Genomic DNA, 11967 nt, shown 5'->3' with positions numbered 1-11967 from the left:
GGCTGCGGGGTGGTCCCGCAGCCGGCGCCGGACGGTGGCACGCGGGGTGCGCGTGCCGAGGGCGGGTGCTCAGGCGGAGATGCCGCAGTACTGCTGCTGCTTGCCGATCGCGCGGTAGACGCAGTCGGCCGTCTCCACCAGGCGCAGGACCGCTTCGCGGTTGCGGGCGGTCTCGCGGCCGATGACCTCGTCCGGCGGGTAGAAGCCGCTGCTGCCGTTCGGGCCGGGGTACATCTCGAAGGTGTAGGCGAAGACCCGCTGGGCGCCCCACAGCCAGTCGTCGATCGCGCCGTCGGTGATGTAGAGCTCGCTGGACTGCTCGGGCGTGTAGCCGTTGGTGCCGGCCATGTCCCGACCGAGGGCGGCGAAGGTGTTGTACTCGTCGGCGGTCATGCCGGGGGCGGTCTCGGCGGTGGTCCAGCCGAACGGCCAGAGCACCAGTTCGCTGTACGTGTGGAAGTCGATGGCGGCGGTGATCTGCTGCTTGCCGCCGACGACCCGGCTGCGGACGAAGTCGGCGACCACCTTGGTCTCCTTGGCGGACTCCGGGGCGCTGCCCCGGTAGGTCTCGTTGGAGGTGGAGCCGGAGGAGCCGCCGCAGCAGCCCCACTTGTAGTTCCAGTTGCGGTTGAGGTCGGTGCCGACGCTGTTGCTGCCGGAGTTCGGCTGGCGGTCCTTGCGCCAGCTGCGGTAGCGGCCGGTGGCGATGTCGTACTCGCCGCCGTCCGGGTTGAGGTCGGGGATCACCCAGATCTCGCGGCTGTTGACGGCGTTGGCGATGCGGCTGTCGGTGGCGTACTTGTCGCCGAACTCGTGCAGCAGGTAGAGCGCCATCTCGACGGTGAGGTGCTCGCGCGCGTGCTGGTGGGCGGTGAACAGCACCTCGGGCTCGTCCTCGTCGGTGCCGACGTTGTCGCTGATCTTCACCGCGACGATCGGCCGGCCCTCGTAGGAGGTGCCGATGACCCGCTTGCTCATGATGTCCGGGTGCGCGGCGACGACGGCGTCGATGTCGGCGGTGGCCTCGGCGTAGTTGTGGTAGCCGGAGTCGGCCGGCGGGAAGTCGTACTCCGGCCCGGCCAGGCCTGCGCCGCCTCCGTCGCCTTCGTCGCCGTAGCGGGGACCGGGCAGCGCGGCCGGCGACCAGCCGAGCGTGCGCAGCCGGGCGGCCTCGGCGGGGGTGGCGGTGACCACCACCGCGTCGGGCAGGACGGCGTCGACGGAGGCGCCGGTGGCGGCGACGGCGGTGCGCTCGGCAACGGTGCGGGGGCCGTCGAGCCGGTACTGCCGTGCGAGGCCGTCGTCGGCGGTACCGATGGTGAGTGGGGCGAGGGTGCCGGTGTCGGCGGCACTGGCGGTGAGCGGGGTGGCGAGGGCGAGGGCCAGCAGGACGGCGGTGGCCGCGGCGGGCTTCCCTCGGCGGGGCAGTCGCATGACTGTCCTCCTGTGGGGGTCCGTGGGGGGCGGAACAGTGGAGGAGGTTCGGCGCGCGCCAGCTTGATGGTCCGCCAGTGTCATGGGTTCGTCAAGGCATCGGAAAGCCCGCGCTCCGACGACGGACGACACGGGCGCACCGGAAGGCCCGACGGGTCCCACAGGTCGCCAGACCGCACCAGCGCCGCCCCGCCCGCCCTCCAGGCGGACGACGGGGGTTCGAGGACAGGCCTGGGACCCCGATCGGCCAGCGGGAGGCTTCGGGCGGCGGCGGCCCGGGGATCGTGGTGAGAATCCGGTCGGGGGCGCCTGCCAGGCTGGGCCCCGCACGTCCGATACCTCGCCAGGAGAACCGATCATGCGACGAATCCTGCTCACTGCTGCGGCCACGGCGCTGGCCGCCGTCACCGGTCCGGCGGCCGCCGCGGCCGGCGCCGCGACCGTCCCGCCCGCCTCCGCCGCTTCCTCCGACGCGCCCGGGGCCGTCGCCGGTCAGGGCGGGTGGGAGGCGTGGCCCACGCCGGCGTCCGACCTCCCGGCCGGCTCCCGCTGCGACTTCCCCGTGCACCTGGAGCCCGTCGTCGACGAGGGGCAGCGGCGGGTGCTGGAGTACGCCCCCGACGGCACCACCGTGCGACGCGCCGCCTTCCGGGGCGCTCTCGTCCTGCGGATCACCAACACGACGACCGGCGCCTCGTACGACGCGGACGCCGGTGGCCGGGCCGTCGTCGACTACCGCCCCGACAGGTCCCAGACCTGGCACGCCCACGGCCCGGTCCTGCTCGGCGTCGGCCCGAACGGCGGCAACCTGCCCCGCGACCTCTATCTCGTCGACGGCGTCTACACCATCGACATCAGCTCCACCGGCTACAAGACGCTGACCGTCAGGCACGGCTCCGCCGAACCGCTCTGCGCGAAGATCGCCTGACGGCCGTAGGAGCGTCCCGCCACACCTGCGGCTGCCCCGTCCGGCGCAGCGTGACGCGCGCGGCGGGCGGGGTGCTGCGATCTTCGGAGGGCACCCGGTCGCCGCCCGACGGCCGGGTCCCGTCGTCCCGAGACCGTGGAGGCCCGGATGTGGCAGGCTCCCCCCGCCCCCGTCAGCCGTGAGTGGCTCCCGGTGCTGGACATGCCGGCACCCGCCCCGCAGAACCGCTGGACGGTGCTGCTGCGCGCGCTGCTGCTGATCCCCCAGTTCGTGGTGGTGTGGGTGCTGTCGGTGGTGGCGTTCTTCGTCACCGTCTCCGGCTGGTTCGGCGCGCTGGTGCTCGGCCGGCTGCCCGACTTCGTGGCGGACTACCTCACCGTGTTCGTCCCGTACGACACCCGCGTCACCGCGTACCTGATGCTCACCGTGGACCGCTATCCGCCGTTCCGGTTCGAGGTGCCCGAGTACCCGGTGCAGGTCGAGCTGCGGCCGGGCGAGCTGAACCGGCTGGCCGTGCTGTTCCGCATCATCCTGGTCATCCCGGCCTCGATCGTGCAGGGGCTGGTGTACGCGGGGTGGTGGACGGTGTCCTTCATCCTCTGGCTGGTGGTGCTGGTCCTCGGCCGGATGCCGCAGCCGCTGTACGAGGCGACGGCCGCGATCCTGCGCTACCGGGTGCGTTACACCGCCTATCTGACGATGATCTCGTCCGCCTACCCCAAGCGCCTGTTCGGCGACGCGCCGGGCAGCGAGCCGGCGGGCCCGGTCTCGGCCACCCGCCCGCTGGTCCTGAGCGGTGCCGCGCGCGGTCTGCTCGTCCTCTTCCTGCTCCTCGGTCTGGCCTCCTCGGCGACGGGCTCGATCACCGCCTCGGTGAACTCGGACGACGACGACAACGACAACGACGGCAACGACAGCACCGCCCCGACCCAGCGCGTCACCGCGCCCCTCGTGCCGGGCCCCGCCGACCGCGGGCCCGGCGGGCCGCGCGGCGAGGCGTAGCGGGTAGCGGGTAGCGAGCAGCGGGTAACGGGCTCGCTCGATCAGGGGGGCGTGTACGCACCGGCGCACCGTTGCCGCGTACGCGCCGTCTGATCGAGAAAGCAAGGTTACCGGCGGTATGTGCGCGGCTACGTTTGGCATATGACGCACTCTCGAGTCCGCCGACTCCTCGTCCGTACCGCCGGGGCCCTCGTGCTCGTGGCCGCTCCCCTCGGGGCGCAGGCCGCCGCCGCACACGGCCAGGGCGGGGACCAGAGAGCCATCATCACCTCCCTGAGCGACGGCGACCGCGACGCGCTGCAGCACGCGGTGGACGCCCAGCTCGCCGCGGGCAAGGGCGGCCGGCAGACCGCCGCCAACGAGATCACCTTCCCGGACGGAGTGGTGCTGGTGCTCCCACTGCCCGGGCAGGCGCAGGCACCGCCCTGGAGCGGCGACCACCACCGCCGCACCGTCCGGAGCCCGGACTGGAAGCACTGCCCCACGCCGGTCAGCGAGCCGTCCTACTACTGCTTCTACTCCGACCGGAACTGGGGCGGCCGCCGGCTCCAGTTCAACCTCTTCCACGAGGACGCCGCCGTGTACTTCTCCGACTACGGGTTCCGCGACCAGGCGAGCAGCTGGGTGAACACGGCGCGCGGCCTGGAGGTGATCGTGGACAACGACCCGGGCGACGGCCAGTGGCAGATGCTCTGGAAGGAGCCGGCGGAGTCGCTGTCCGCGTCGGTCGCGTACGACAACATGGCCGACCGGTTCTGGGCGGTCCGGCAGTAGCGGCCGGCTCCGCCTCCGGACACCGGCCGCCCGCCTCCGGACACCGGCCGCCCGCTACCGACTACCGGCCGAGGCGGCCGAGGCCGGGGGCGAGACCGCGCCGGTGGCGACCGGCTCCGGCGTGACCGTGATGTAGGTCGGCGCCGGAGCGGTCTGCCGGGAGTCCGCCGCGAACCAGCCGGCACCGAACGCGACGATGCCGAGCAGGAGGCCCGCGAGGACCAGCGTGACGATGTGCTGTTTCATGGCCCAAGGGTAGGGGCGGGGCGGCCAACTTCCTTGCAAACACGGCCCGCTGGGCACGGTAGGCGTCAATCGGCGTTGACGCGGCAGCGGCCGTCACCCCGCTCGGCGGGACCCGCCCGGGGCGCTGGCACCGCCGGCTGGGAGGATCTCCGCATGACCTCCCCGCTCCACCCCGTCCGGGTCCTCCGGATCCTCGGCGACCGACCGTTCGCCGAGGTCGGCCGCCCCGTCCTCGCCGTGCCCGACGAGGCGCGCGGCCTGCTCGCCGTCGCGGGCGAGCGCGCGTTCGCCCGGACCGCGACGGTGGGGGTGTACGGCACGGGGGACCTCGGCTGCCGGGCCGTGCTCCGGACGCGTTTCCCGGTGCGCGCGCTGGCCTTCCACCCCACCGCGCCCCTGCTCGCCGTCGGCACCGGCGCGTACGACGGCGGCTACTTCTTCGAGGGCGAGCTGCTCCTCCTCGACTGGGAGACGGGCACGACCACCTCGCTCATCGAGCACGACTTCGGCCGCAAGGTCCTCGGACTGGCCTGGCTCGACGACCAATCCCTGCGCGTGCTGATGGCACCGCCGGACGACTGGAAGGACCGGAAGGCGCACGTCGAGGGCCACGTCGCCGTCGTACGGCGGCCCGACTGGCGCACCGCCGCGCCGCGTTCGCTCACCTTCGACGACCTGGCCGGCCCCCGGGTCCCGGCCCCGCGGGCCGACACACGCGAGGAGGCCCACCGGATGCTCTCCGCCCTGAGCCCCGACTGGGAGCCCCGGCGGCACGTCCTCGCCGTCGAGGAACGACCGGACGGCGCGATCCTGGCCACCCTCGCCCGCGAGGAGGGCGACGAGGAGGACGACGAGGAGGGCGACCAGGCCGACGCCCCGGAGCAGCCCGGGTGCGTCACGCTCCCCGACGGCCTGCTGCTCCGGCACCGGACCGCCCCGTACCTCGGCCTGCACGACCGCCTGCGGATCCGGCGCGCCAGCCGGGACTACGTCAACCAGGCCCCGCCGCCCGGCCGCCAGAAGACGGAGCCGTACCGGCTCTCGGTGCGCTCCCCCGACGGGGCGGCCCTCCAGCCCCTGTTCCCGTTCTCCTGGGAGCCCGGGGAGACCCACTTCCCCGGCCCGGGCGTGGAGACCGCCGACGGCGACCTGGTGCACGCCGGCACCGTCTACAGCGGCCACGGGCTGCAGCCCGGCGGCTCCTTCGTCGTCCGCCGCTCGGGCACCGACGGCACTCCGCGCTGGGTCTTCCGGACCGACCACGTCGCCATCGACCTCGACACCGACCCGGACACCGCCCACGTCGCCTACCGCAACGGCGAACTCCTGGCCCTCGACCTCCGCACCGGCGCCCTCCGCCGGCGCCACCTGCTGACCGTCGCCGGTGTCCCCGCCATCCCGACCGCGCTCACCGCCGCCGGGCCCGGCCACCTGCTCGTCGGCACGACCGACGGCCGGGTCCTGGAGTGCACGACCGGTTAGCCCTCCCGGCCCGGGTCGGCAGCCCGGGAGGGCACCGCCGGAGCCTTCCTCCGGCATCGGCCAACTCCCCTTGTATAAAGGGACGGAGGGGACCGAGGAGGTCGCAGCATGCACTCGAGGGAACAGCCGCAGAGGGCCGGACAGCCTCATCGCGACGCGGGCCGGGCCCGGCGGTCCGGCACCGGAGCACACTCCGAAGGGGACGCGCCCGCGCGGGGCGCCGCGGCCCTGCAGCGCACCGTCGGCAACGCGGCGACGGGGCGCATGATCGGTGACCAGCGGGACGGCACCGGACGGGACGGCCGCCGGGCGGTCGTCGGACTCCAGCGCGCACCGGGCGACCAGACCGCCCCGCGCAGGCCCCGGGTGCAGCTGGACCAGAACAACGTGCTGAGGATCTGCGAGGCCGCCACGCCCGACGGGCAGCCCGCCTCCGGCGGACGGGCGGCCGACCTGCGGAACATCGTGTGGGAGGACCACTGGGCCGCGATCTCCGAGGTGTGCCGGAAGCACAAGTACACCATCGCCGTACGGGAGACCGGGGAGCACTCCATCCGGCGCATCGCGGAGGGCGCCAAGCCCAAGCCGCACACCATCCTGGAGAAGTCCATCAAGCCCTCCTCCGTCCGCAAGAAGTACGGCACCGGGCCCGGGCAGGCCGAGGGCGACCCGGCGACGGTGCTGCGCTGGCTGCAGGAGCAGGACCTGAGCGGCTTCGTCGGTCACTGGAACGACCAGGGCCTGGCCGGCGTGCGGATCGACCGCCCGCCGCAGTCCGTCCTGGACCTGGGCATCGTGCAGACCGGCCCCGGGGGCGAGCAGTACGTGCCGATCGACCTGCGGACGCAGGACGGCGGCCCGGCGCTGACCCGGTTGAAGGCCGACCCGCAGTGGAAGCGCTACCTCTACACCGGGGACTACGACCTGCACGAGGTGTACTCCGCGCAGGGCGGCACGGGCGGCGGCCAGATCCCGGAGGCCACCCCCGAGAAGGCCAAGCTGCTGGACCGGCTCAACGCCGGGATCGCCGGGAAGGCCCGGGAGGGCGAGGTGGTGCGCAGCGGCAAGGTGGCCATGGAGCACGGCAGGCTGCACATGGCGGGCGGCTCCGAGTACGCCATGTTCCAGCACGGCGACCAGGCCACCTACCGGATGAACCAGTACCTGGAGGCGCTGGAGGCCGAGGTGGCCCGGCACGCGGCGCAGCTGGTGCGGGCGGTGGCCACGGAGGCCGACGAGCCCCTGGCCTGGTGCCGCATGGGGCAGTGGTACGTGACCAGGAACCGCGAGGAGCACGCCGTCCTGCGCGCCCGCTGGAAGCTGGCCGTGCCCCACACCTGGGGCGCCGACGAGGTGGACCGCACCGCCCGCGGCGGCTACCGCACGGCCGGCTACATCGACTGACCCCGGAGCGGGCCGCGCGGGCCGTACAGGCCGTGCCGCCGTACCGACCGTACCGGGGCCGCGTCTCGCGCGGCGGCCCTGGCGGCCGGAAGGCCTGTCCTGACGGTCGGTCGTACGGCGGTCAGGTGGCGGTGTCAGGAGGGGTGTCAGCTGTCGGAACCGCCTCCCGTCCCGTGGCCGTCGGCGAGTTCGGTGGCGTAGCGGTCGACGGCCTCCGCGAGCCGGTGGGTCATCCGGTCCACCTGGCTGCCGAGGTGGCCGGCGACGATGCGGTGGGCGCCGTCGAGGTCCCCGCCGAGCAGTTCGCCGGTGATCACCAGGGTGTTGTCCGGGAGGATGCGGCGTCCGGACATCCGCCGCTGGACCTCGTCCATGCCGACGTCTGCCAGTGCCTGCCGCAGCTCCTCGGTGAGCGGGGCGAGCCAGCGGGCGCGCAGCGCGTACTCGCCGTGGTCGGCGAAGGTCGGGTGGAGCCGGGCGAGGAGCTGCGCGGGGTACTCCTCGACGGGTTCGGCGAACTGCGGGTAGTCCTTGGCGAATTCGTCCCAGTCGACGTCGAGTCCGGTGATCTCCTCCGGGAAGACGGGCCAGTGCAGGCGGTTCGGGTCGGACTGGGTGAAGACCTGCCGGAGCAGTTCGTAGGGGACCTCGGCGGTGCGCGCGAGCAGGACCGCGTCGTACAGGTCCTTGCCCTGCGGGTGGATGTCCGAGACGAGCCAGAGGATCTTCCAGGCGAGGGAGAGCTCGGGTGTGGCGCCGAGCAGCGGGCCGGTGACGCCGGGGAGCCGGTAGGGCTGCGGCGGGACGGGCAGGGGCTCGGTGAAGACGAAGTCGAGCTGGACCGACCCGCCCGGGACGCCCGGGGCCGTCCACGGCAGGACGAGCCGGCGCCCGGGCACCCGGTCGTAGGTCCAGATCTCGTCGCTGACCGCCTGGTCGGCGTGCAGCCGTACGGTGCCCGAGAGCCGTTCGGCGCCGGCAGCGAGCTCCTGGAACATCCGGTCCGTGCGCTCGTCGGCCAGCTCCCAGTCCGTCGGGCGGACCACGAAGTCGAGGTCGCCCGGCTCCCGTGCCTGCTCGCCGTACCAGGCGCGCAGCAGGACGCTGCCGCGCAGCACCAGGTGCTCGGCCCACGGCGAGTCGGCGACGGCGGAGAGCACGGTGGTCAGCGCCTCGCGCCGCGCGGCGAGCCAGCGTTCGGCGAGCCCCGGGTCGGCGAAGGCCGGTTCGCTGGGCCGAAGGGCCCGGGCGTACCCGGCGAGGGCGGGGTCGAAGACCGGCTGCTGGCTGACCGCCTCGTCGTCGACCGGTCGGATGCTCCTGGGCAGGTCCCGGTCCTCACGGACGTCCTCCGACGGCGGCCGCTTGGGCAGCACCACGCCCTGCCACGGTCCCCAGTTCAGCTTCTCCCACGCCACCGGCGACGGGGACTGGTCCTCGGTCATCCTTGCTCTCCTTCTCCTTCTCCGTCTCCGTACGCCTGGGCGCCGGGCCCGTGCTCGGTGATCCATCCCGCGTCCAGGGCCTCGTCGCTGTCCACGACGACGAACTCGCGCTCCACGGACACCACCTCGCGGCCGTCGGCGGCGAGGTCCCGCAGCAGCGCCTCCAGCCGGCGGCCCGCGGTGCCCAGGCCCACCGAACGGCACCGCTGGGTCACGAACCACTCGCACCGGCCGTCCGCACGCACCCGGCGCGGATTGCGCGACAGGTGCGCACCGTGCCGGACGGCCAGCCCGGTGAGGCCGGCGAGGCGCGCGTGGCCCGCCTCGGGTGCCGGCCCCGGGAGCAGCAGCTTGACGTGGTGTTCGAAGTACCGGCCGGCTCCGTGCGGCACGGCGTCCTCGTCCGAGGCCGGGACGCCGTGTGCCCACGGCGCCGCCTCGATCTTCGCCCGCAGGACGGTGAACCCGGCCCGAGCCAGCCCGTCGGCCGTCCTGGACGTCACCGCGGCGACCTCCGCCAGCGTGCCGTCGGCGCGCAGGGTGAGCATCGGCTGCGAGGGCGCCGCACCGCGGGCCAGCAGGATGTGGGTGAACTTCACGTCGTGGCCCCGCGCCCACGCGGCCAGCGCCTCGGCGGCTCCGGGCTCCACGGTCAGGTGGACCTCGAAGTCGCCCCGGACGTCGGGAGGCGCGGGCCGGTCGTCACGGCGCTGGTCGGAACGGGTCACGATCATGGGGAGCATCCTGCCAAGCCGCTCCGACAATCCCGCGGGCGCCCCGGTGCCACCGCGGCTCTCCTCCGCCGGGACGACCGGTCGGAGCCCGTCGGCCCGGTCGGCTGCGTCGGCCCGGTCGGCTGCCCAGTGGGCTCCGTCGGCTGAGGACGGCTCAGGACGGCTCAGGAGGGCAGGACGGCTCAGGAGGACAGGACAGCTCAGGAGGGCAGGACGGCCACGGCCTCCACCTCCACCAGCTGGTCGTGGTACCCGAGCACGGCGACGCCGAGCAGGGTGCTCGGGGCGTCGTGCTCCCCCATGTAGGCGCGGTAGACGTTCCACACCTTCACCAGGTCCGCCTGGTCGGCGGAGGCCACGTAGACGGTCGTCCGGGCGATGTCGGTGAGGGAGGCGCCGGAGTCCTCCAGCACGGTTATCAGGTTCCGCATCACCTGGTGGGCCTGGGCCTCGTAGTCGCCGACAGCGACCGTCCGGCCCTCCTCGTCGAGCGGGCAGGCGCCCGCCAGCCAGAGCGAGCGGGCCGGGGCGTCGACCTCCGCCGCGTAGGCGTAGTCCACCGCCCTGGTCAGCCGCGTGGTGCGGATCAGCTTGACGGCGCTGCTCATGTGGTCCTCCGACGGTCCCGACCGAACGTTCGCGCCCATCGTTGGCCCGTTCTGAGCGACCGTCAAACCATTTAACCGGTGAACTCCCTTCCGTTCCGGGCCTCCTGCGTCCGCGATTCACCGTTGCGGGGGATGGCGGACCGGCCCGCCGGAGCGCGATCCTGGTGCCTGCGCCCGGGGACCACGCCCCCGGGCGCCCACCCACCTCCAGCCCCGGGAGGCACCGCCATGAAGCCCCAACCGTCCGGCCGCGACCAGGCCTCCGGAGTCCGCCGGCGCCGCATGCTCGGCCTCGCGCTCGGGGCGGGCCTCGTCCCGGCGCTCGGCCCGGCCGCCCAGGCGGCGTCCGACGCCCCGCCGGAGACGGCCCGGTCGCTGCCGGCGGCCGCGCTGGGCCGCCGGGTCGCCGCCGTGGCCGCGAGCCAGCTCGGCGTGCCGTACGCCTGGGGTGGCGGCGACCGGCTGGGCGCGAGCCTCGGCTTCTGCGACGAGGACAACGGCTGGTTGAACGGCGTGTGCATGGGCGAGAAGACGGTCGGCTTCGACTGCAGCGGCCTGTCGCTCTACTGCTGGTACCGGGCCAGCCACGGCACCGTCGAGCTCGGGCACTACACCGTCGCGCAGTTCAACCTCAGCGCCCCGGTGGAGCGCGACGCGCTGGCCCCGGGCGACCTGCTGTTCTTCTCCCGCCCCGACGCCCCCCTGCACCACGTCGGGATCCACGTCGGCGAGGGTGCGATGATCCACGCCGAGCGGACCGGCACCCTGGTCGCCCGGGTCGAGAACGTGCTCGACGTACCGCGCTGGGCGGGCGAGTTCGCCGGTGCCCGCCGCCCGGGGCAGCCCGCCGCCTGAGCCGGTCGAAGCGCCCGGCTGTTCACAGGCCGCCGCGCCGCTCCGCCATCCCGTGGTGCACCCGCAGCAGCAGCTCCTGCAGCGTCCGCCGCTCCCCCGCGTCCAGCGGCGCGAGCACCTCGTCCTGCACCGCCCGCGCCTGCGCGTCGAGTTCGGCGAGCAGCGCCCGGCCGGCGTCGGTGACGGAGACCGAGACCCGCCGCCGGTCGACCTGGTCCCTGGCACGCTCGACGTACCCGGCGGCGGCGAGCTGGTCGGCGACCTTGGCCAGGTCGCTCGGGTCGATGGCCAGCCGCCGCACCAGGTCCCGCTGGGCCTGCGGGCCGAAGTCGGCGAGCGCCGCCAGCACCGCCATGTCCCAGAGCCGCAGGCCGCGTTCGGCCAGCCGCTCGGCGAACCGGCCGCGTGCCGCCTTGCCGACCCGGGAGAGCAGGTAGGTACTGAGGTCCAGCAGGGTCGGGGGGAGCCCGGCGGCGGGCTGCGGGTTCTCGGAGGCCATGGCGACAGTCTAGGGTCCATCCCTATAGTGGGTACCGACCCACTAATTCCGAACCGTCGCCCCCTTGCCAGGAGTTCGCCCGTGGACGCCCTGTACCCCCGCCTGCTCGTCACCCGCTTCGCCGAGTGCTTCGACTTCTACCGCGCCGTCCTCCCGCCGCTCACGGGCGCCACCCTGGTCAAGGGCTCGCCCGAGGGGCCGTACGCCAACTGGGACCTCGCCGACCAGACCCTGCTCGCCCTCTTCGACCGCTCCGCGATGGCCGCCGTGCTCGGCACCGCCGAGCCGCCCGGCCGTCCCGGCGCACCTGCTGCACCCGCCGTGCCCGCCGCACCGGTCCACGACGCCGCGATGCTGGTCCTCCGGGTGGACGACGTGGACGCCGCCCTCGACCTCTGCCTGCGCCACGGCGGCACCCCGGCCGCGCCCGCGACCGACCGCCCGGAGTGGGGCCCCACCCTGCGCAGCGCCCATCTGCGCGACCCGGACGGCCGGCTGGTCGAGCTCCAGTCCTACTGACGGCCCGCGCCGCACGGGGCTTCGGGCTCCTGCGGCG

General features: G+C 74.2%; 13 protein-coding genes. 7 read left to right on the top strand and 6 right to left on the bottom strand.

Annotation, left to right across the window (positions count from 1 at the left end; genetic code table 11):
- Positions 1-69: 69 nt before the first annotated feature.
- On the bottom strand, positions 70-1434 hold the full coding sequence (locus ACFU6K_RS15705) for a M14 family metallopeptidase (RefSeq protein ID WP_380663419.1): 1365 nt from the start codon (positions 1432-1434) through the stop codon (positions 70-72).
- 358 nt (positions 1435-1792) lie between these two features.
- Here ACFU6K_RS15705 and ACFU6K_RS15700 point away from each other — a divergent pair, with 358 nt between their 5' ends.
- From ACFU6K_RS15700 to ACFU6K_RS15690, 3 genes are all read left to right on the top strand, one after another.
- Positions 1793-2362, top strand: coding sequence for a hypothetical protein (locus ACFU6K_RS15700; RefSeq protein WP_380663417.1), 570 nt, complete (start codon positions 1793-1795; stop codon positions 2360-2362).
- A gap of 147 nt (positions 2363-2509) precedes the next feature.
- Positions 2510-3364, top strand: a complete 855-nt coding sequence (locus ACFU6K_RS15695) for a DUF4389 domain-containing protein (protein WP_380663416.1) — start codon at positions 2510-2512, stop codon at positions 3362-3364.
- Between the two features lie 141 nt (positions 3365-3505).
- On the top strand, positions 3506-4138 hold the full coding sequence (locus tag ACFU6K_RS15690) for a peptidase inhibitor family I36 protein (RefSeq protein ID WP_380663414.1): 633 nt from the start codon (positions 3506-3508) through the stop codon (positions 4136-4138).
- Between the two features lie 54 nt (positions 4139-4192).
- On the opposite strand, the gene ACFU6K_RS15685 is transcribed toward ACFU6K_RS15690, so the two are convergent.
- Positions 4193-4384, bottom strand: a complete 192-nt coding sequence (locus ACFU6K_RS15685; RefSeq protein ID WP_049652898.1) for a hypothetical protein — start codon at positions 4382-4384, stop codon at positions 4193-4195.
- Positions 4385-4537: 153 nt separating this feature from the next.
- Here ACFU6K_RS15685 and ACFU6K_RS15680 point away from each other — a divergent pair, with 153 nt between their 5' ends.
- Together ACFU6K_RS15680 and ACFU6K_RS15675 are read left to right on the top strand one after the other, a co-directional pair.
- The gene (locus tag ACFU6K_RS15680; protein ID WP_380663413.1) at positions 4538-5866 is read left to right on the top strand and encodes a hypothetical protein; all 1329 of its coding nucleotides are present in this window, start codon (positions 4538-4540) and stop codon (positions 5864-5866) included.
- A 264-nt stretch (positions 5867-6130) separates the two neighbouring features.
- Entirely contained in the window at positions 6131-7270 is a 1140-nt protein-coding gene (locus ACFU6K_RS15675) for a hypothetical protein (RefSeq protein WP_380663411.1), read from the top strand.
- A 146-nt stretch (positions 7271-7416) separates the two neighbouring features.
- On the opposite strand, the gene ACFU6K_RS15670 is transcribed toward ACFU6K_RS15675, so the two are convergent.
- The 3 genes from ACFU6K_RS15670 to ACFU6K_RS15660 form a co-directional block, all read right to left on the bottom strand.
- Positions 7417-8715: a nucleotidyl transferase AbiEii/AbiGii toxin family protein gene (locus ACFU6K_RS15670; protein ID WP_380663410.1), complete on the bottom strand. Its 1299-nt coding sequence runs from the start codon at positions 8713-8715 to the stop codon at positions 7417-7419.
- Positions 8712-9449 (bottom strand): hypothetical protein, encoded by a 738-nt coding sequence (locus ACFU6K_RS15665; protein ID WP_380663408.1) that lies wholly within the window; start codon positions 9447-9449, stop codon positions 8712-8714. Before ACFU6K_RS15665 ends, ACFU6K_RS15670 begins: the two co-directional genes overlap by 4 nt.
- A 200-nt stretch (positions 9450-9649) precedes the next feature.
- Positions 9650-10057 (bottom strand): RidA family protein, encoded by a 408-nt coding sequence (locus ACFU6K_RS15660; RefSeq protein WP_380663407.1) that lies wholly within the window; start codon positions 10055-10057, stop codon positions 9650-9652.
- 228 nt (positions 10058-10285) lie between these two features.
- On the opposite strand from ACFU6K_RS15660, the gene ACFU6K_RS15655 reads away from it, so the two are divergent.
- Positions 10286-10912 carry a C40 family peptidase gene (locus ACFU6K_RS15655; RefSeq protein WP_380663405.1) on the top strand — a complete coding sequence of 209 codons (627 nt, stop codon included), beginning with the start codon at positions 10286-10288 and terminating at the stop codon, positions 10910-10912.
- 22 nt (positions 10913-10934) lie between these two features.
- Here ACFU6K_RS15655 and ACFU6K_RS15650 read toward each other — a convergent pair whose 3' ends face one another.
- On the bottom strand, positions 10935-11411 hold the full coding sequence (locus ACFU6K_RS15650; protein ID WP_380663404.1) for a MarR family winged helix-turn-helix transcriptional regulator: 477 nt from the start codon (positions 11409-11411) through the stop codon (positions 10935-10937).
- 81 nt (positions 11412-11492) lie between these two features.
- Here ACFU6K_RS15650 and ACFU6K_RS15645 point away from each other — a divergent pair, with 81 nt between their 5' ends.
- Positions 11493-11930: a VOC family protein gene (locus ACFU6K_RS15645; protein ID WP_380663403.1), complete on the top strand. Its 438-nt coding sequence runs from the start codon at positions 11493-11495 to the stop codon at positions 11928-11930.
- Positions 11931-11967: the final 37 nt, after the last annotated feature.

This window comes from Kitasatospora sp. NPDC057512 (assembly GCF_042802135.1).
Lineage (GTDB): Bacteria > Actinomycetota > Actinomycetes > Streptomycetales > Streptomycetaceae > Kitasatospora.
Note: the sequence above shows the minus strand (reverse complement) of the source record. Positions and strands in the feature narration are given on the sequence as shown.